Genomic DNA, 20,935 nt, shown 5'->3' with positions numbered 1-20,935 from the left:
CCCGCCGTTCTCAGCGCAGATGGCATGTCGCGCCCGATCAAATGGCATTGTTCGATCACGCGTCATGGGGTGCCCACTGGCGGAACGGCTTCGGATCGTGAGGATTTCGGCTGGGTCGTGAACGCGTCGTCCACTGTCAATACGGGATCAGGCGCGGGTGGTTGATGGAGTCGAAGTACCACTTGCCCTGTTCGGAGAGGGGCTCTCGACGGAGGGGGTGATCCCGCGTCGCTTCCAGCCAGTGCGCGAATTCAGCGTCGGTCATGTCAAGCCCTTCGGCCAAGCGCTCTACCGACGCTCCATGCTCGGCCTTGGCTTGCACGTTCGTGTGCACCGTTCGCACCGAGGTGTGCCCGCCACGGTTGTGAGACTTCGTCACTGCCGTCGGGGCGGCAGCGTTGCGCACCGGGTCACGATGCGATGCCTCATGCGGTGACATGGCACGCGAATACGGCCCCAGCGCCACCTCCACCTCTACGTCATCAGCGGCCGATACTCGCGCTGGTACCGATTGCCGCGTCGACACACCGGAGATGGAGCCCCGGTAAACGGTGTCTGGAGACGGATGTGCCGGCCCGTTTTCGAGCATATGTGTCGCAAGGCAGCACGACGCCGCGAACGCAAGGCCAACGGCAAGCGTTCGCCGCAACGAACGGGACGCAGGACGCTGACGCAGCCATGCAGCGTTGCCAGATCCGAAATCCGCCGCGGACGCTTTTGCTTGCTCACGCGAGATTCCGTGGGAGCACAAGTCGAACACGCGTGGCCCTGGGCCGCCCCTTTTCTCACACATGCTACGGCACCGACCGTACGGCGGCGGCACATCCGAAAAAGGGGGCGTAAGCGGGAGCGCGAAACGACCGGTAATGTCCTGCATATCCGTATGTGAGCGACGATTCTGCCGACACGTGGCGCGTCGCCCCGCCGTCAATTTGAATGAAGTGCCGAGTATCGCTGTGGGTTCCGACCGCCGTAAATCAGCCAAGGACGAATCAGCGCAGTCCGGCGTCGGCCGATTCCGATCCGCCCCGGACTTGCATCCGCAGCAGTGTAGTAAGCACGATGGTGGCAGCCATCGCGAGCTGGACGCTCCCGGCAGCAGCACCTACGGAGTCGTGGCCGGTGCCTGGAGAATCACCATCGATGTCGGCTCCGCCGCAAGCACGCCAGGCGCCATGCTTGCCCAATGGGATCGCGATTGATCTGGAATGCTTGTGCAGAACGCGCCCCTGTTCAACGCGATGATGCGTTCGTCACAGCCGGTGAAGCGGCGCTCATGCTTGGGAATCAGGATCGGCTCGAAGCTGCCGTCGCGATCGCGGGGGACGTCGCCCCGAACCGGGCCGCGATCGGTGATGACCGTTTCGCCGCTGGCGCCGTTGCGCTCGTTGGCCTGCCCAGGCGGCTTGGACTGGCCCCGCTGGTGCCCAGATGCAGATTCATCTCGGCGCCCATCGCGCGCTCGATGACTGTCTTGTTGAACGCCAGCATCAGGTCCTGCGCCTCGGCAGGCGTCATCGGCCCCTTGACCAACTGGTTCAGCAGTGGCTTGGGCAATTCAGGCAGCGGCCCACGGGCCGCTGCCTTGGACGCCACCGTCTGTTTCTTCTTCCTTGGCGGCATATCCATGACTTTTACACCTCATGATATGCCCGCCCACGAAATCACGGATAGGTCCTTAGTTCGACGATTTGGCGCCTCTCATGCGTAGCATGTCGATCGTCTTCAACGTCACCTTGTGGCCTCCCGATGAGTAGAGCCCGTCCGACACTTCCTCCACAATGACGACCGTATGCGGACGAATATACTCTCCCGCTATTGCCGCAATCGCGTCGGTAACACCATCCATCATCTGCTGCGTCTTCTCTTGCGAAAACGCGCCTTTCAGCAGCTTCAAGGTGACAACTGGCATCGCTTTTCTCCCATAGGAATTGCCATCACGGTTTTGGGGCGCGCACATCACGAGGCGGGTACGCCCGGAATGAAGACCTTTCAGATGTACGTCAACCCAATATCAGGACCAAGCCTAAAGCGTGAGCGGTTACGGTTTTCCTGACGGCAACCACGCTTGCGTTTCGACAGCGGGTAATCCAGGACCCCGGCAGGTCGCTCAGATCACTCGCCGCCGGTACAAATCCACCACCTTTGAAGAGGAGTGCCGGCGTGGCATGGCGCGATCAAAAAACAATATAAATTGATTCGCGCACTTTCGAAATCAGACAATTCTGATATTTATGAGAAGCGCACAGGCGTAATCTGGCTTTTTGGTTGGCGCACATCGGCCCCATATCATTTGGCAAACTCGGCCGATACTAATTAGTGGGGAGTCTGGAATGGCATGCCGTGTTGTACTCGCAGACGACCATCCGATCATGCTGCTCGGCTGCCGCGTTCTGATCGAGCAGAACGGCCTCGAGGTCGTGGGGGAGGCTCGCGACTCCAGGGAGTTGATGTCGATCTTGGCACGCGTCGCGTGCGATGTCGTGATTACCGATTTCTCGATGCCTAACGCCGGACGTGTCGACGGATTGCCTATGCTTTCGATCATTCGACGAGAACACGTGGCCTTACCGGTCATCGTGCTCACAAACATGGCAAATGCCGGGCTGTTACGCGCGATGTTGAACGAGGGTGTGCTGGGTATCGTCGAGAAAGGAGCGGAAAGGAACGAACTGTTCGCCGCCGTCCGTGCCGCCCTGAGAGGGGCAGTCTATATCAGTGCCAAGCTGCAGCTCGAACTATCGAAGCTTGGGCTGACCGAAACAGAAAGCCGGCGTGCTGCTAATTTGACTCCTCGAGAGCTCGAAGTGTTGCGCCTTCTCGGCAGCGGTAAATCACCGGCTGAAGTCAGCCAGGTTCTCCATCGGACAATCAAAACGGTCAGCTGGGCCAAGATATCGGCAAAGCGCAAGCTTGGCCTCAAAAGCGATGCGGAACTCTACGAGTACGTCGCCAATCTCGGGCTCAACGGTTGACACTACCCTCCTCACTGCAAGCGCTATTGGACGTCACGGTTCCCCCGGCACAAGATCCATGCCCCAAAGCGATGAGGTACACGGCGAGTTGAAATGCTCTATACGGCGCGCGTTACAACGTACTCCACATAATCCGTTATTTTGAAGAATACCTTTTGGATAAGTGCCCGGTCGAGCAGTATCATTGCCATAGTCGTCCTGACTATGAGTCTGATCGATTCGGCAACGGTTGAAAATATCGAAGCATCAGCGCTTCGGTTGACGCTACCTTCGCCGACAAACCCGGTGTCGCCGCCGCAGATTCCTGACGAGGCCCACGGTTTGGCACTCACGGCAGACGAGCGACGCTGGCTGGCTTCGCTGCCTCCGATCAAACTTGGCATTGACCCTGACTGGGCACCGATCGCCTACATTGATGCCAATGGTCGCCCGAGTGGCATCGTCGCCGACTATCTGGCATATATCTCGAAATCCCTTGGCATCCGCTTCGCACTGGTGAAAACGAAGTCGTGGGCAGAAACCTTGTCGCTGGCGCAATCAGGTGAAGTGGATGCCGCCGCGCCTGTCAATGCCCCGACGGGGCACGGCGACGACTTGCTCTACAGCACCCCGTTTATTACCCTTCCCGACGTCATCGTTACCCGTCCCCACGCGCTGCCGCAAGGCATCGTCGATCTCGCTGGCCGTCGAATCGTTATTTCGGATCCAAGCGAGCTTCCCGCTCAAGTATTGCGCCAACTGCCAGACGCTGATATTGCCGTGGCCGCGAACGCCTATCACGCGATGCAAGAGGTAGCGGAGGGGCGTGCCGACGCGTATCTCGGAAACGCAGCGATCGTCGATTTCAACATCAGGAGCTATTTCCCGGGTGCTCTCAAGATTGCATCACCTGCCAATATCGAGAGTCGGTTGACCATTTCAATAAACCGCCGCTATGAGAGACTGGTACCTATAATTAATAACGCGATCGCCGCGATGCCAAAAATGGAGCAGCAACGGATTCGAAGCCGTTGGCTTTGGCCTCGCTATTCAGTCGGACTGCCATGGAGGACCTTCGAGCTTACGTTACTAGGCGCTGCGGTCATATTGGCGATCATTATCATCGCGTACATCCGGCTTCGTCACGAGGTCCGTCAGCGGCTGGCGGTCGAGCGTGAGCTGGCAGACCAGCTTAGCTTTCGTGAAGCGCTAATGGAGTCACTACCGTATCCGCTGGTCGCTAAAGATAGTGCAAACCGATATATCGCGCTCAACCATGCCTATGAAACTGCATTCTCGGTGAAGCGTGAGGACTTGATTGGTCGAACAACGCTGGAAGCTTTACCGGTGGAGCCCGCATGGAGTATGCAGATCCACACGATGAGCGAGCAAGTCCAAGATCAAAATCGAGCCCATCATGCCGAGGTCAACCTGATGGACGGCGACCATAAGTTGCGGTCCTGGTTGTACTGGATGCATCCGTTTCAATTGCCAAGCGGAAAGCCAGGTGGCCTTCTGGTGACGTTGGTCGATGTGACGACCATTCGCGACGCAGAACAACGTGCGCGTGCTCTGGATCAACGTTTAAGACGCGTGACTTCTCATCTTCCAGTGGTCGTCTTCGAACTTCGCCGTACACCGGATGGCGCACTAGGGTTTCCTTATGTAGGTGGTAATACGCGTGCCATGTGGGATCTGGATGCGCTGACGATGGAAGCCGATGCGCTTACGGCGCTCTCGCGGATTCACCCCGATGACAGGCCTCTCATTAAATCCGCCGTCAAGTACTCGGCGCTTACCATGACGCCGATCTCCATCGATTTTCGATGTGTGTCACATGGCCTCGAGCGATGGATCCACACCGAAGCGACGCCGCAAATGGAGCCAGACGGCACGATATTCTGGAGCGGAGTCTGGTCGGACGTCACTCACGCGAAGGCGCAGGGGGAAGAGCTCGCCCGTGCGAAAGAAGCAGCTGAAATTGCGGCAGCGTCGAAGTCGCGATTTCTCGCCACCATGAGCCACGAGATCCGCACGCCGATGAACGGGATCATAGGGATGTTGGAACTGTTGCGCCACGAATCGTTGAGCACAAAGCAGCAACGGATGCTTCACATGATCGGGGAATCTGCGATGACGTTGATGCAGATTCTCGACGACGTTCTCGATTTCTCGAAGATAGATGCCGGACACTTGGAGATCGTGACGGAACCGACTGATCTACGGGCGCTCGTGGACGGCGTCAGCGCCATGGCCTCGACGTTGGCTCACGATAAGGGCCTTATCGTTCGTAATTCCGTCAGTAACCAACTCGCCGCCGAATTGAAGGTCGACGGTCTGCGCCTTCGCCAGATTCTCATTAATCTGATAAGCAACGCGATCAAGTTCACGGAAAACGGCGAGGTCGGCATCAGCATCTCCGTCTTCGACCAACGGGAAGCGTGCCAACGTGTGCACTTCACGGTACATGACACGGGCATCGGCATCGCGCCCGCGCAACTGCAATGCCTGTTCGCGCCCTTCACGCAGGCCGACACTTCGATCGTACGTCGCTTCGGCGGCACTGGATTGGGTTTGGCCATTTGCAAACGCTTGGTCGAGCTGATGTATGGATCCATTCATATCGAGAGCACGCCGGGTTTCGGCACTCGAGTCACGGTTGAACTGGACCTGGACGTACAGCTGCAGACTCGTTCCACGCCGCTAGCGGGAAAACATGCACATATCGCGTTGTCCGACCCGGCGCTAGCCGCAGCGTTACGCGAACTCTTGACACCGCTAGGTATCATCCCTGCGGGAGCCGCCTCCCAGGCAGACATACACTTTGTCGACGAAAGTCGACTCGAGGCAATCGATAACGACAAGCCAGCTATCGGACTAACGGTCTACCCGATTCCAACGGGCTACGAGATCGCGGCTGACGGCACGTGTCGGCTCAGCCACAATCCGTTGATGTACTCCGCGGTCGAAGCACTTTGTCTACATGTCGTCGGTGCAACTCAATCCGCCGAGACCGATATCCGGCATCTGCAGGTCGAATATCAAACGTCGGGAATTCAAGTTCTTGTCGTCGACGACCATCCGGTCAATCGCCTGGTCATCAAGGCGCAACTTGAACGACTCGGTTATACCGCTGTTGCGGTATCCAACGGCATGGACGCACTCCGAGTACTGGACGATTCCGACTTCGCATTGATACTCACCGATTGCGCGATGCCGGAGATGGACGGCTATGAATTGACGAAACGCATCCGTTCCCGGGAACATCGATCACGGGATACCCCCATTGTTGCCTTGACTGCAAGCGCGTTGCCCGATGAAGCAATCCGATGCGCGGAAGCCGGCATGGACGGCCTGCTCGTCAAACCGACAACCTTGGCCGTGCTGCGTGACAAACTCGCGCATTGGATCGGAATTTCGCCTTGCTCGACCCGGACAGACTCGACGAGCAGTCTGGCCCAGCATCTCTCGCCCGAAGAAGGCGCATACCCGCCGATATTGATTCAAGGGTTCGTGACAGAGACCTTGAAGGATATTGCTTTCCTTCAGGCAGCAGTAGCCGACAAAAACGCGGTAGCCGTCGCCGACCGCATCCATCGGATAGCTGGCGCAAGCAAATTATTCGGCTCAGGTGCTTTGGGGGATTACGGTGAAAAACTGGCCGCCCAACTTCGGCTGGGTGACCTCTCGGGTCAAGAGGCGGCATTGGCGGTCTTTTGCACCAAAGTCGAAAAACTCATCAAACGGCTTAACAATGCACGCATCAGTGGCGAGTAATCCGTCATGTCGAAACACACCGGATTTCCAGATCATTTGCGCCGCTGCAACGAGCACGAACAGCAGGACGACCTTCCTGAAAATTTCAGGGGACATCTTGTCCCGCAGCGGACGAACCAGCCACATGCCGGCAATCGCTGGCAGCGTGGCGGCCGCCGAAATCGCGAGATCCGCACCGCTCGCCTGCGCGGCGCCGCTGAACGTAGTGAGCAGCGTGACGACCGAAACCACGAGGATGATCGCGATCTGCTTCGTAAACGCCCGGCCGCTCGCTCCGGACGAAATCAAGTAAGTGGCGAGCAACGGGCCGGGAACCGATGCAATGCTCTCCGTCACTGCCGCACCGAAGCCGAGCGCGAAACCAACAGGTTTGCGCCATGCGGGTGCCAAATTGAGCTTCGGTGCCGCGAGCATCAGTGTCGCGACCACAATCAGTACTGCGCCAGAGGCTGCCTGTGCGTGACCCGAGTTCAACGAAAGGAGGAGCGCCACGCCGGCGATATTACCTAACACCGTCCCCGCGATCGGCGCGGCGATTTTCCGCGCCGTCGCAAGCACCTGGCCGCCTTCGAGCGCCTGCGGAATGTTGCCGAGAATGATCGGCATAGACAGCAGCAATACTGCATCCCGAATCGGCATGAACTGGCTGACGATCGGCATCGCGATCAGCGGCACGCCGATGCCGGTGATGCCCTTGGCCATTCCACCCAGTACAAGCGCAACAACGATCCCGATTAGGACGAATGTCGGAAACACCTGCAGGCTGGGAGCCAGCACCCCTTCTGTCACATTGAATTGCATCATTGAATGACATGTCTCGGCATATCTATCAGCAGTCGATGTCGATCGCACCTGTAGGGATCAACCACGCCCCAAGTTGCCATGAAATAACAGGTTAACTCCGCCGTCCAAATGAGCGAGCCGCACACGACTCAAAATCTCGCCTCAGCACGGTCGAATCAGTCTTGACGCTCCAATACCGCATCACGCGCAACCCAATGGCCCGTGCAACGTCATCTTTCAACAAATCATCTCGGCGGGTATATTGCCACGCACACGACCTATCATCCAACTCAACAGCATACAATAAGCCACCATCGCTTCCACGAACCACGAAATCGAAAACCTTTTTATTATATAATTTTATATCCAATTTATCATTATGCTCAGCATCAACGAGCTCTTTCAAAGCAACTTGCTTGAAAATGTCCGCCTCCGGCAATGCAGTGCACAATCGATCATAAAACTCTGACTCTTGCGCAGCGGTAAGTGCCCGATGTCCATGAGGAGCTGCGCCCGCGAGCAAAGATTTCGGCTCGCCTTTTATCATTGGACCGCGCCTCGCGGTGCGCTTATCCGTGCAGTCAGGATGACTTCCGACGTCAGGCACTGCCGTTCCGGCCACTCGTCCACGCTCCACAAGCAACTCGCTCTCGAACTGCGCACGCCCCGGCGCGAGCGGCTCAACTCCCTTCGCAAGACTTTGACGCTCGGCCCTCGAACCACTTTCCGATTGCGGCCTATATTTTCGCGAACGCCTTACCCCGTTCACGCCAAGAGCGACAAAAGCCGCACCGACAATCGCAAGAAAAACCAGCAACAGAACCATCATAGTTTTAGTTATATTTGGAAAACCTGAATTTTCTTTAACGTTCTAAAATCGATCAAGTCTCCTGTGACAACCCACAACACCTCACTGCCAAATCACCTTAATTAGATTATTCTAGTTGCAAAATCAAGGGTTGCCTCTCCATTCGCGCGGACGCGGTTCACTGAAGAAAAAATCATCGGTATCTTGAACGGAGTCGAGACTGACCTGAAGCCGGCAGAGCTGTGCCGCAAGTACGGGATCTCCGAAGCGACCTACCGCAACTGAAAAACGAAGTTCGCCGGGAGGACGGCCCCCGAAGCGCAGCACCTCAAGGAATTGGAGCGGCATAACAACAAGCTCAAGCACCAGTTGACCTCTACGAATTCCGTCCGACCTCGCATGCTGGGCGTAAATAAAAAAGACCCGCGCGAGGCGGGTCCGGAAATACGGGAGCGGGTTTCCCCGCTCCGTCAGTCGGCAATTACCACTGATACGATGCACCGAGGCCAACGGTGTTGCCACCGCTCGACAAGCCCACACCGGCCTTCATCTTCAGGTTCTTGTTGATGCGGGCCTCCCCGCCGAACGCGACCGCCTGATAGCCCTTGTAGCTCGCACTGCCGATACCGAACGACAGCGTCTTGCCAGGGTCGACACCCGGAATCATCGTCAACGCCGTTGCCGCCGCGATGCCCGAATAGGCATTACGCGATACGCCGTTGATCTGACCTTGCAGCCCGCCAACCGCCCGGTCGAGCTGCCCCTTGGTCGCCGCATCCGACGCATTCACGCCATCCGCGATATTGACGATCCGGCGCTTGCCCTGGTCGGAGCCGTCACCGAACGAGACCGTGTTGTCCTCGTTCGCGACGGAGCCTGCACCAATCGCAACGCTGTTGTCGCCGCGGGCCTTCGCACCCTGACCGATCACCGTGCTATTCTCGCCGCGAGCCGACGAGTCCTGGCCGATCGCAGTGCTATTGGCCGCGTGTGCATCAGCACCTCCGCCAATCGCCGTGCCGCCCGCGGCGTGCACCGTCGCGTTCGCGCCGACTGCCGTGGCGTTGCCAGCATCGTCGTTGATCGTCGAACCCGAACCAATCGCAACGTTGTTGCTGCCGTTGCCGGATTGGGCCGCCGTCACCGCCTGGCCCGCTTCGCCCGAACCGCTGATCAGGTCGTTGCCGACCGTACGGCGCGAGTCACCGCCCGAACCGCCAGCGGTTTCAATCTTGCTGACGCGATCGTCCATCGTGCCGAGGCGGTTTTCGAAGTCGCTCTTCAGCGACGACAACTGGCCGTAGTTCACCGCGTCGTACTGGCTCTTGCCGTCGGCAACGTTGGTCAGCATCACCGGCGCCGCCGCAGGCCCGCCCAGCGTCACCGAACCGTAGTTCGGGTTGCCGTGCGAGTCGATGTCGTAGCGCACCGCTAACGAATCGGTGGCGCCATACGCCGCAGCCGCCTGCACCGCCTGCGAGACGGTCGCGTACTTGTGACCGCCCACTTCGATCGAATGGACGGCAACCTGCCCGCTTTCATCGACGGTCGTGTCGCCCCCGATCGCATTCGCGACGCTTGTGCCCATGCCGTGCAGTTGCGATCCGTTCACCGCATCGGTGCTCGTCGCGCTTACCGCTCCGGCCGCCACGTTGTGCAGGCCAACCGCTGTACCGGCATCCCCGAGCGTGACCGACGCACGATTCGCCGAACCGTCTTCGTTGCGATCGTAGCGCACCGCTGCGACCGCTTGCCCGGTTTCCGGATCGATCAGACCGCTGTTCGCGATCGTATCCTTCAGGGTCGAGATATCGCCGGTGTTGGCCGTCACCCGCCCGTCGAGATTGCCGATCGCCGCACCGACACTGTTCACCGTCGTCGTGCCGCCCGCGAGCGAGTAGCTCGGCGCGGAGATCGTGCCGTCGGCGCCTGCCTGCGAGCCGCCGCCGAGCGCTGTGGCCATGCTCTGCGACGCACCATACAGTTGCGAGCCGTTCACCGCTTCCGTGCTCGTCGCATTCACCGCGCCGGCCGCAACGTTCTTCAGCGTCGTGCCTCTCTCGCCAGCCAGCGTGACCGCGCTCTTCGCCGCATCGTCGTACGCAACCGCGTTCGGATCCATACCGCCACTGCCGCCACTTGCCGCTGCAGCCGCGATCGCGTCGCCGACGTTACCGTAGGTCTTGTCGCCGACGTGATACTTCGGTGCCGTCACGCTGCCATCGGCGCCGATGCCCGCACCGCCGCCCAGCGCGGTCGTTACGTCACTGAGCTGCGCCACGTTCACCGCGTCGGTGCCTTGTGTACCCGCCGCAACGTTCACGATCTGGCGCTCGCTTCCGGCGCTACCCACCGAAATGGTATTCGCACGCGTCGCCTTGGCGCCTGCGCCCAGCGCCACGGCACCGTTCGCCGTGCCTTCCACGCTCGTATTGGCACCCAGCGCCATCGCATTGGTCACGTTCGGCGCAACGCTCGCACCCGTGCCCAGCGCAATGCCATTGGTCGCGCCCACTGCGGCTTCAGCGGCATTGCCAATCGCGATCGAGCTTTCACCGATCGCCTTGATGCCGTTATTGCCGACCGCGACCGCGTTCTCGCCGTTCGCCTTCGCGTTCGAACCGATCGCCAGCGCTCCCGCGCCATTGGTCGTCACCTTCGAACCGATGGCCACCGAGTACGATTGGTCCGCGCCTGTTTGCGCCATATTGCCGATCGCAACCGACTCGTCCGATAGCGCCCCAGTGTTCAGCCCGAGCGCGATCGCGTTTGCCCCTGCCGCATGAGCCTCTACGCCGATCGCGGCGGCCGTCGTGCTCTCCGGATCGCCCCCGCTGATACTCGCCGAGTTCGTCCCCCCCATACCGTCGACCGCGACCAGGGAATTCGACTCGTCCGAATCCGCAAGCGCATTGACCCGAGACAACAGGTGCGACTGCTCAGCTGCGACACGGGATTTCAGTTTGCCCAGCGCCTCGAACAACTGCGATCCATTGATCGCATCCGTACTCCTGGCTGTGACGTCCCCCGCTCTCACGTGGACGATCTTGCGTTCGGTCCCGTCATCACCGACGGACACCGTCATCGCCTCGTTCGCAACGGAGTTGGAACCCAGCGCAACCGATCCGCTCGCGAGCGCACGCGCACCGGCACCCAGCGCCAATGTATTCGAACCGCCTGCCAAGGCCTTTGAACCGATCGCGACAGACTGAGCGCCAGTAGCGGTCGCGGGTGCGTCGCTGGCCCGGACCTTGATGTACTTCAGATCGATGTTGCCTTCAGCCAGTTCGCGCTTCATATCGGACAACCCGGTGTTCAACTGGCCGACGTTCACCGCGTCGCTATCATCCACGCCTGCTGCGACGTTCTTCAACGCCACCGGCGCTGCTGCGCCCGCACCACCCAGCGTCACCGAACCGCGATCCGCCGTGCCGTCTTCCTTGCGGTCGTACGTCACCGCCGCGATCACCTTGCCCGTGTCCTTGTCCACCAGGCCGGATTCGGCAATATCGTCTCGCAGCTTCTCAACGTTCGTCGCATTCGTCGTCACACGGCCGTCCAGGTTCGACACTGCGTCGCCAACGTTTTTCGCCGTCGTCTTGCCGCCGTCCAGCGTGTACGCCGGTGCCGTCAGCTTGCCTGCTGCGTCTACCGTCGAACCGCCGCCCAGCGCGCTTGCCACGCTCTGCGACGCGCCGTACAGCTGCGAGCCGTTCACCGCTTCCATGCTCGTTGCATTCACGGTGCCCGCTGCAACGTTCTTCAGCGTCGTGCCTTGCTCGCCAGCCAGCGTGACCGCACGCTTGGCTTCATCGTCGTATGCAACCGCGTTCGGATCCGTACCGCTACCCATTTCGGCTGCGGCGACGATCGCGTCACCCACGTTACCGTACGTCTTGTCGCCAACGTGGTACTTCGGTGTCGTCACCTTGCCCGCCGCGTCCACCGTCGAACCACCACCCAGCGCGCTTGCCACGCTCTGCGACGTGCCGTACAGCTGCGAGCCGTTCACCGCTTCCATGCTCGTCGCATTCACCGCGCCAGCCGCGACGTTCTTCAACGCCACCGGCGCTGCTGCGCCCGCGCCGCCGAGCGTCACCGAGCCGCGATCCGCCGTGCCGTCTTCCTTGTGGTCGTACGTCACCGCCGCGATCACCTTGCCCGTGTCCTTGTCGATCAGACCGGACTCCGCAATATCGTCTTGCAGCTTCTCGACGTTCGTCGCGTTCGTCGTCACTCGGCCGTCCAGGTTCGACACCGCGTCGCCAACGTTGTTCGCGGTCGTCTTGCCGCCGTCCAGCGTATACGCCGGTGCCGTCAGCTTGCCTGCTGCGTCCACCGTCGAACCGCCACCCAGTGCGCTTGCCACGCTCTGCGACGCGCCGTACAACTGCGAGCCATTCACCGCTTCCGTGCTCGTCGCGTTTACCGCACCGGCTGCGACGTTTTTCAACGCCACCGGGTCCTTTGCACCCGCACCGCCAAGCGTCACCGAGCCACGATCTGCAGTGCCGTCCTCCTTACGGTCGTACGTCACCGCCGCGATCACCTTGCCCGTGTCCTCGTCCACCAGACCGGACTCGGCAATATCGTCTTGCAGCTTCTCGACGTTCGTCGCGGTCGTCGTCACACGGCCGTCAAGGTTCGACACCGCGTCGCCAACGTTGTGCGCAGTCGTCTTGCCGTCGTCCAGCGTATACGCCGGTGCCGTCAGCTTGCCTGCTGCGTCCACCGTCGCACCGCCGCCCAGCGCACTTGCCACGCTCTGCGACGTGTCGTACAGCTGCGAGCCGTTTACCGCTTCCATGCTCGTCGTATTCACCGCGCCGGCTGCAACGTTCTTCAGCGCCGTGCCCTTCTCGCCGGCCAGCGTGACCGTGCTCTTGGTTTCATCGTCGTATGCAACCGCGTTCGGATCCTTGCTGCTACCAATCTCCGCCGCGGCCGTGATCGCGTCACCCACGTTGCCGTAGGTCTTGTCACCGACGTGATACTTCGGCGCCGTCACGCTGCCATCGGCGCCAATGCCCGCACCGCCACCCAGCGCCGTCGTTACGCCACTGAGCTGCGTCACGTTCACCGCGTCGGTGCCTTGCGTACCCGCCGCAACGTTCACGATCTGGCGCTCGCTTCCGGCGTTACCCACCGAAACGGTATTGGCGCGCGTCGCCTTGGCGCCTGCGCCCAGCGCCACGGCACCATTCGCCGCGCCTTCCACGCTCGTATTGGCACCCAGCGCCATCGCATTGGTCAGGTTCGGTGCAACGCTCGCACTCGTGCCCATTGCAATGCCATTGGTCGCGCCTACCGCGGCTTCTGCTGCATTGCCGATCGCGATCGAGCTTGCCCCGATAGCCTTGATGCCGTTACTGCCGAGCGCAACCGCGTTCTCGCCGTTTGCCTTCGCGTTCGAGCCGATCGCCAGCGCCCCCGCGCCATTGGTCGTCACCCATGAACCGATGGCCACCGAGTACGCTTGATCCGAGCCCGTCTGCGCCATATTGCCGATCGCAACCGATTCGTTCGACAGCGCCCCGGTGTTCAGGCCGAGCGCAATCGCGTTCGCCCCGGCCGCATGAGCGTCCACGCCGATCGCGGCGGCTGTCGTACTCTCCGGATCGCCCGTCGCGATGCTCGCGGTATTGAACCGACTACCGTCCGAACCCATACCATCGATCGTGACGAAGCTCGAGCCTTTACCACCACCGCCGCCGCTGGCTGCCGCGGCCGCAATCGCGTCACTGACGTTACCGTAGGTCTTGCTACCGACACGGATCGCAGGCGCCGTCACCTTGCCGGCCGCGTCCACCGTCGAACCACCGCCCAGCGCACTCGCCACACTTTGCGACGTACCGTACAGCTGCGAACCGTTCATCGCTTCCATGCTCGTCGCGTTCACCGCGCCGGCGGCAACGTTCTTCAACGTCGTGCCTTTCTCGCCGGACAGCGTGACCGCGGTCTTGGCTGCATCGTCGTACAAGACCGCATTCGAATCCGTACCGCCGCCTCCGCTCGCTGCCGCGGCTGCGAGCGCGTCGCCAACGTTGCCGTAGGTTTTGTCGCCGATGCGATACTTCGGTGCCGTCACGCTGCCATCGGCGCCGATGCCCGCATCACCGCCCAGCGCCGTGGTAATGCCTTTCACCTGACGCACGTTCGCCGCATCGGTGTCGCCGATGCCCATTGCGACGTTCTTCAACGCCACCGGCGCTGCTGCGCCCGCACCGCCAAGCGTTACCGAACCGCGATCCACCGTGCCGTCTTCCTTGCGGTCGTACGTCAGCGCCGCAATTGCCTGGTTCTTGTCCTTGTCGAACAGACCAGATTCGGCAAGATTGTCTTGCAGTTTCCCGACGTTCGTCGCGTTCGTCGTCACACGGCCGTCCAGGTTCGACACCGCTTCGCCAACGTTTTTCGCCGTGGTCTTGCCGCCGTCCAGCGTGTACGTCGGCGCCCTCACCGTACCGCCTGCGTCCACAATCGAATCACCGCCCAGCGCACTCGCCACACTCTGCGACGCGCCGTACAGCTGCGAGCCGTTCAGCGCATCCGTGCTCGTTTTGGCCACCGCGCCATCTGCAACGTTCTTCAACGCAACCGGCGCTGCCGCGTCCGCGCCGCCCAGCGTCACCGAGTTGCCATGCGCCGTGCCGTCGTTACGGTCGTACGTCACCGCCGCAAGCACCTTGCGCGTGTTCTTGTCCACCAGACCCGACTCAGCAAAATCGCCTTGCAGTTTCTCGACGTTCGTCGCGTTCGTCGTCACACGGCCGTCGAGATTCGACACGGCTTCGCCAACGTTATTCGCACTGGTCTTGTCGCCGTCCAGCTTATACGTCGGTGCCATCACCTTACCGGTTTCGTCTACCTTCGACCCACCACCCAGCGCGCTCGCCACACTTTGCGCGGCGCCATACAGCTGCGAACCGTTCACCGCTTCCGTGCTATCCGCACTCACCGCGCCCGCTGCAACTTTCTTCAGCGTCGTACCTTTCTCGCCAGACAGCGTGACTGCGCTCTTGGCTGCATCGTCGTACACAACCGCATTCGAATCCGTACCACCGCCACCGCTTGCTGCCGCGGCTGCAAGCGCGTCACCCACGTTAGCGTAGGTCTTGTCACCGATGTGATACGTCGGTGCCTTCACGCTGCCGTCGGCGCCGATACCCGCATCACCACCCAATGCCGTGGTGATGCCCTTCATCTGGCCTACGTTCACTGCGTCGGTATCCGAAATCCCGCCTGCAACGTTCTTCAACGCCACCGGCGCTACTGCGCCCGCACCGCCAAGCGTCACCGAACCGCGATCCGTCGTGCCGTCTTCCTTGCGGTCGTACGTCACCGCCGCGATCACCTTGCCCGTGTCCTTGTCCACCAGGCCGGATTCGGCAATATCGTCTCGCAGCTTCTCAACGTTCGTCGCATTCGTCGTCACACGGCCGTCCAGGTTCGACACTGCGTCGCCAACGTTTTTCGCCGTCGTCTTGCCGCCGTCCAGCGTGTACGCCGGTGCCGTCAGCTTGCCTGCTGCGTCTACCGTCGAACCGCCGCCCAGCGCGCTTGCCACGCTCTGCGACGCGCCGTACAGCTGCGAGCCGTTCACCGCTTCCATGCTCGTTGCATTCACGGTGCCCGCTGCAACGTTCTTCAGCGTCGTGCCTTGCTCGCCAGCCAGCGTGACCGCACGCTTGGCTTCATCGTCGTATGCAACCGCGTTCGGATCCGTACCGCCACCACCGCCGGTTTCCGCCGCGGCCGTGATCGCGTCGCCCACGTTACCGTAGGTCTTGTCGCCAACGTGGTACTTCGGTGCCGTCACGCTGCCATCGGCGCCAATGCCCGCACCGCCACCCAACGCCGTCGTTACGCCACTGAGCTGCGTCACGTTCACCGCGTCGGTGCCTTGCGTACCCGCCGCGACGTTCACGATCTGGCGCTCGCTTCCGGCATTACCCACCGAAACGGTATTGGCGCGCGTCGCCTTGGAACCGGTACCCAGTGCGACCGCACTGTTCGCGCCTTTTTCGACGCTGGTATTTGCGCCCAGCGCCATCGAGTCGGCCACGTTGCGTGCAACACTCGCGGACGCGCCCAGCGCAATGCCATTGGTCGCACCTGCTGCGGAGCTGGCCTTGTTACCGAGCGCAATGGAATTCGCGCCGATTGCCGCCACGCCGTTATTGCCGAGCGCGATCGCGTTGTCGCCGTTTGCCCGCGCCTGCGAACCCACAGCAAGCGCGCTTTCTCCATTGGTCGTCACATTCGACCCGATGGCCACCGCGTTCGCCTGGCCGGCACCCGTTTGGGCCATGTTACCGATGGCCACTGCGCCATCCGAGTACGCGTAGCTACGCACGCCGAGGGCGACCGCATTCGCGCCCGAGGCAATGGAACCTACACCGATCGCGGCGGCAGTGTCGCTCGCCGGATCGCCGCCGACGATGTTCGCGGTATTCTCCTGACTACCGTCCGCTCCCGCACCGGCAACTTGCAAGAATTTCGATGGGTCGACCGATGCCAAGTCTGTCTTGGCTGCAAGGACGTTAGCCGTCAGCGAGCCATGCCGCGACCTGAGTTCCGACGACAGCTTGTCGGTCCGGTCGGACATCTTTTCGATCGCTTCGGTCAATTGATTCACGTTGACTGCGTCGGTATCTTCCGTACCGTCAGCCACGTTCGAAATGCGACGTTCGCGACCGACGTCGCCAACCGATACCTGGTTCGCCTCCGTAGCAACCGAATTGAGGCCGATCGCGACCGAGTTGAGCCCGTTCGCGCGCGAACCCGTACCCAAGGCCAGCGAGCCATTTCCGGTCGCGTTTGCGCCCGCGCCGATCGCGACGGTATTGGTTCCCATCGCGTTTGCGGCTTGCCCCGTTGCCTTGACCTTGATGTAGCGCATCGACAGGCTGCCGTCCGAGAGCGAATCGCGGATCGACTTCGTTGCATCCGACAATTGGCCGACGTTCACTGCGTCGGTCGCGTCCACGCCGGCTGTGACGTTCTTCAACGTCGTGCCTTTCTCGCCAGCCAGCGTAATCGCGCCTTTGGTCTTGTCGTCGTATGAAACCGTGTTCGGATTCGCACCGCCACCGGTTTCCGCAGCGGCCGTGATCGCGTCACCGACGTTACCGTAGGTCTTGTCACCGACGTGGTACTTCGGTGCCGTCACGTTGCCATCGGCGCCGATGCCCGCACCACCGCCCAGTACCGTCGTAACGCCTTTCAACTGGCTCACGTTTACTGCATCGGTGTCAGTCGTACCGACCGCAACGTTCTTCAACGCCACCGGCGCTGCCGCGCCCGCACCGCCAAGCGTCACCGAGCCGCGATCCGCCGTGCCGTCTTCCTTGCGGTCATACGTCAGCGCTGCAATCGCCTTGCCCGTGTCCTTGTCCATCAGACCGGATTCGGCTATATCGCCTTGCAGTTTCTCGACGGTCGTCGCGTTCGTCGTCACACGGCCGTCCAGGTTCGACACCGCGTCGCCAACGTTTTGCGCGGTCGTCTTGCCGCCGTCCAGCGTGTAGGCCGGTGCCGTCAGCTTCCCGGCTGCGTCCGCCGTCGAACCACCGCCCAGCGCGCTCGCCACACTTTGCGACGTGCCGTACAGCTGCGAACCATTCATCGCTTCCAGGCTCGTCGCGTTCACCGCGCCGGCCGCGACGTTCTTCAGCGTCGTGCCTTGCTCGCCAGCCAACGTGACCGTGCTCTTCGCCGCATCGTCGTATGCAACCGCGTTCGGATCCGTACCGCCACCGCCGCCGGTTTCCGCCGCCGCCGTGATCGCGTCGCCCACGTTACCGTAGGTCTTGTCACCAACGTGGTACTTCGGCGCCGTCACGCTGCCATTGGCGCCGATGCCTGCACCGCCACCCAGCGCCGTAGTAACGCCTTTCAACTGGCTCACGTTCGCTGCGTCAGTGTCAACCGTACCGACTGCAACGTTCTTCAACACCACCGGCGCTGCTGCGCCCGCACCGCCAAGCGTCACCGAGCCGCGATCCGCCGTGCCATCTGCCTTGCGGTCGTACGTCACCGCCGCGATTACGTGGTTCTTGTCCTTGTCCCACAGACCGGATTCGGCAAGATTGTCTTGCAGTTCCTCGACGTTCGTCGCGTTCGTCGTCACACGGCCGTCCAGGTTCGACACCGCGTCACCAACGTTGTGCGCGGTGGTCTTGCCGCCGTCCAGCGTGTACGCCGGTGCCGTTAGCTTGCCTACTGCGTCCACCGTCGAACCGCCACCCAGCGCACCCGCCACGCTCTGCGACGCGCCGTACAGCTGTGCACCGTTCGTCGCTTCCATGCTCGTCGCATTCACCGCACCCGCTGCAACGTTCTTCAGCGTCGTGCCTTGCTCGCCGGCCAGCGTGATCGTGCTCGTCGTCGCATCGTCGTATGCAACCTCGTTCGGATTCGTACCGCCGCCGGTTTCCGCCGCGGCCGTGATCGCGTCACCTACGTTACCGTAGGTCTTGTCGCCGACGTGATACGTCGGTGCCGTCACGCTGCCATCGGCGCCGATGCCGGCACCACCACCCAGCGCCGTCGCTACGCCCTTCAACTGCGTCACGTTCACGACGTCGGTGTCCTGCGTACCCGCTGCAACGTTCACGATCTGACGCTGGGATTTGGCGTTCCCTACCGAGACCGTATCGGCTCGATCGGCTGCCGATCCAGTGCCAAGCGCCACTGCCCACGTGGCATTCGCGCCTACACTGGCTTGGTCCCCTAACGCGACCCCATTACCAGGGCTGGACTGAGCATCGGGTCCAATGGCAACAGAAACCCCTTGCGCCTGCGCGCCTGCTCCGACTGCTACTGCACGCATCCAGCCGCCTTGCGAGCCATCGACCGCGCGTGCGCCGTCGCCAATCGCAATAGCCCCCGAATACCCCGGCCGACCGGCTGCTGCGTTAGCGCCAATAGCAATCACGCCCGCTCCCGCTCCCCCAGTATCCGCCTTCGCGCCCTCGCCTACCGCGACATTGTTACTGGTTGCGTACGCGCCCTTCCCGATCGTGACCCGCTCTGTGTCAAGCCGGTCACTACTGGCCTTCGCAATTGCGGCATTCATCTGGTCCGACGTCACCGCCGCAGTCACTTTGCCCGTTTTCGCGTCCAGCAGGCCAGTATCAGCAAAGTTGCCTTGCAGTTTCTCGACGTTCGTCGCGTTCGTCGTCACACGGCCGTCAAGGTTCGACAACGCGTCGCCAACCGTGTGAACGTCGGAGCCTCCGACCTTATACGTCGGCGCGGCAATTGTCCCGTCCGAGTTCACCTTTGCGCCGCCACCAACGGCGGCAACCACACTCGAAAGTTGGTCGACGTTGACAGCGTCGGTGCCTGCTGTACCGGCCGCCATGTGAATAATTTGGCGCTGCGCATCTTCACTACCGACCGCTACCGAAAAACCTCGATCCGCGTCGGATCCGCTACCTAACGCGACCGCACCTTCGGCGTAGTACATTACGCCGGCGTTTGCCCCGATTGCCACAGAACCGGCGGGGACCGCCTGCGCATGCATCCCAATCGCAGTCGAGTCACCGCCTTCGGCGCGCGCGCTCCAGCCCACAGCGATGTCACCAGGATTCTTCGCAATAGCACTAGTCCCGAGCGAAACGTCTTTCTTGTTTGCAGCAAACATATCGCTATTGACCGCATCGCTCAACTTTTTGATGTTCAGCGCATCGGCATCCGTAACGCTCGCTGAAAACGAAGTAATCCTCGCTTTTGAAACGTCGATACCACTGCCTGACGACAACGCCAGCTTCTTCACGGTGTCGTCGTCAGATTGACGACCTGCCTTTGCCTCACTAACTGGCACGGACGACTCAAGTACACCGCCCGCCGAATGATCCACCGCGTCGTTGAAAGGACTGCACTTCCCCGACGCAACGCTATCGCTTGCCGCACAGTAAACGCTCTCGCCATCGGCCAATCCGATATGCGTTTTAGCACTGGCAGCCCCGACCATTCCGGCACCAATAGAAAGCGCCAATATAGCGGGCGCCTTACGCAGTCCGGTGAGATTTTCACGTGTGATCATGCACACACTTTCCGCCGCATCCAGAATTGGACGATAGGACATATTCCCAGCGAAAGCGCCATGGGATTGCTTGATCTTTACGAGTGTTTTTTTCGACGATTTTCCGCCGGAACGAGATTTCGAAATTTCAGAAGCCGCGGTCCATGTTCCGCTGGATGCATTCCAAACCACCTTGTACGACTTATTCATATAACACTCTCTATCTCAAAACAAAACAGCGTTCATCCATTAGCATGGCGGAGCATTGCTATCGAACGAACAGCCGACCGAAATCCCGCGCCACATCGATTCGGGTAATGGCCATGAGACCCGCCGGGCTTCATGCGCGCACCCATTGCTTTACGCTCATGGACGCAATGACGATCCGACTCCAAAGTCCATCGAATTATCGGCCCCACCCGGTGCCATGAAATATAGGAAGCGACGCAAAAAATTCGCCCGATGTCCTATTTTTCGACGGAAACATAGGCCATTTCCTATTCGAGCGCTGGGGGACCACCTAAAGACGAGTCGATTTAATTAAAAAATCGAATTTATATTGGAGACTCTTATCGGCAGGCT

At 61.0% G+C, this 20,935-nt stretch carries 7 protein-coding genes and 2 pseudogenes; 3 read left to right on the top strand and 6 right to left on the bottom strand.

The annotated features are described in order from the left end of the window. Nucleotides 1-136 precede the first annotated feature (136 nt). The 3 genes and pseudogenes from CFB49_RS36965 to CFB49_RS30550 form a co-directional block, all read right to left on the bottom strand. Nucleotides 137-265, bottom strand: a complete 129-nt coding sequence (locus tag CFB49_RS36965; RefSeq protein ID WP_256979930.1) for a hypothetical protein — start codon at nt 263-265, stop codon at nt 137-139. 969 nt (nt 266-1,234) lie between these two features. Further along, nucleotides 1,235-1,629 (bottom strand): annotated as a pseudogene (locus CFB49_RS30555) (transposase); the annotation flags it as partial. 49 nt (nt 1,630-1,678) lie between these two features. Then, nucleotides 1,679-1,912, bottom strand: a complete 234-nt coding sequence (locus CFB49_RS30550; RefSeq protein ID WP_050014192.1) for a tautomerase family protein — start codon at nt 1,910-1,912, stop codon at nt 1,679-1,681. Between the two features lie 421 nt (nt 1,913-2,333). Between CFB49_RS30550 and CFB49_RS30545 the strand changes: the two genes are divergently transcribed. Both CFB49_RS30545 and CFB49_RS30540 read left to right on the top strand, forming a co-directional pair. Then, entirely contained in the window at nt 2,334-2,975 is a 642-nt protein-coding gene (locus CFB49_RS30545; protein WP_089493242.1) for a response regulator transcription factor, read from the top strand. Nucleotides 2,976-3,179: 204 nt separating this feature from the next. Continuing rightward, nucleotides 3,180-6,341, top strand: a pseudogene (locus CFB49_RS30540) (ATP-binding protein); the annotation flags it as partial. Between the two features lie 240 nt (nt 6,342-6,581). Here the strand turns inward: CFB49_RS30540 and CFB49_RS30535 are convergent. Together CFB49_RS30535 and CFB49_RS30530 are read right to left on the bottom strand one after the other, a co-directional pair. Further along, complete coding sequence (locus CFB49_RS30535; RefSeq protein ID WP_249190604.1) at nt 6,582-7,535, bottom strand: sulfite exporter TauE/SafE family protein; 954 nt, start codon at nt 7,533-7,535, stop codon at nt 6,582-6,584. Nucleotides 7,536-7,626: 91 nt separating this feature from the next. Further along, a complete protein-coding gene (locus CFB49_RS30530) occupies nt 7,627-8,340 on the bottom strand; it encodes a DUF2726 domain-containing protein (protein WP_179234984.1) in 714 nt (237 codons plus the stop codon). Between the two features lie 108 nt (nt 8,341-8,448). Between CFB49_RS30530 and CFB49_RS37190 the strand changes: the two genes are divergently transcribed. After that, nucleotides 8,449-8,607 carry a transposase gene (locus CFB49_RS37190; RefSeq protein ID WP_143329359.1) on the top strand — a complete coding sequence of 53 codons (159 nt, stop codon included), beginning with the start codon at nt 8,449-8,451 and terminating at the stop codon, nt 8,605-8,607. A gap of 196 nt (nt 8,608-8,803) precedes the next feature. On the opposite strand, the gene CFB49_RS30525 is transcribed toward CFB49_RS37190, so the two are convergent. Beyond that, complete coding sequence (locus tag CFB49_RS30525) at nt 8,804-20,563, bottom strand: YadA-like family protein (RefSeq protein ID WP_089493239.1); 11,760 nt, start codon at nt 20,561-20,563, stop codon at nt 8,804-8,806. Between the last annotated feature and the right edge of the window lie 372 nt (nt 20,564-20,935).

Origin of the sequence: Burkholderia sp. AU17457 (genome assembly GCF_002223255.1) — a bacterium.
Lineage (GTDB): Bacteria > Pseudomonadota > Gammaproteobacteria > Burkholderiales > Burkholderiaceae > Burkholderia > Burkholderia sola.
This window is presented reverse-complemented; position numbering and strand designations above follow the sequence as displayed.

Coding starts and splice junctions, on each gene's coding strand:
- CFB49_RS36965 (WP_256979930.1), bottom strand. CDS start 265: ATGACCGACGCTGAATTCGCGCACTGGCTGGAAGCGACGCGGGATCAC.
- CFB49_RS30550 (WP_050014192.1), bottom strand. CDS start 1,912: ATGCCAGTTGTCACCTTGAAGCTGCTGAAAGGCGCGTTTTCGCAAGAG.
- CFB49_RS30545 (WP_089493242.1), top strand. CDS start 2,334: ATGGCATGCCGTGTTGTACTCGCAGACGACCATCCGATCATGCTGCTC.
- CFB49_RS30535 (WP_249190604.1), bottom strand. CDS start 7,535: ATGATGCAATTCAATGTGACAGAAGGGGTGCTGGCTCCCAGCCTGCAG.
- CFB49_RS30530 (WP_179234984.1), bottom strand. CDS start 8,340: ATGGTTCTGTTGCTGGTTTTTCTTGCGATTGTCGGTGCGGCTTTTGTC.
- CFB49_RS30525 (WP_089493239.1), bottom strand. CDS start 20,563: ATGAATAAGTCGTACAAGGTGGTTTGGAATGCATCCAGCGGAACATGG.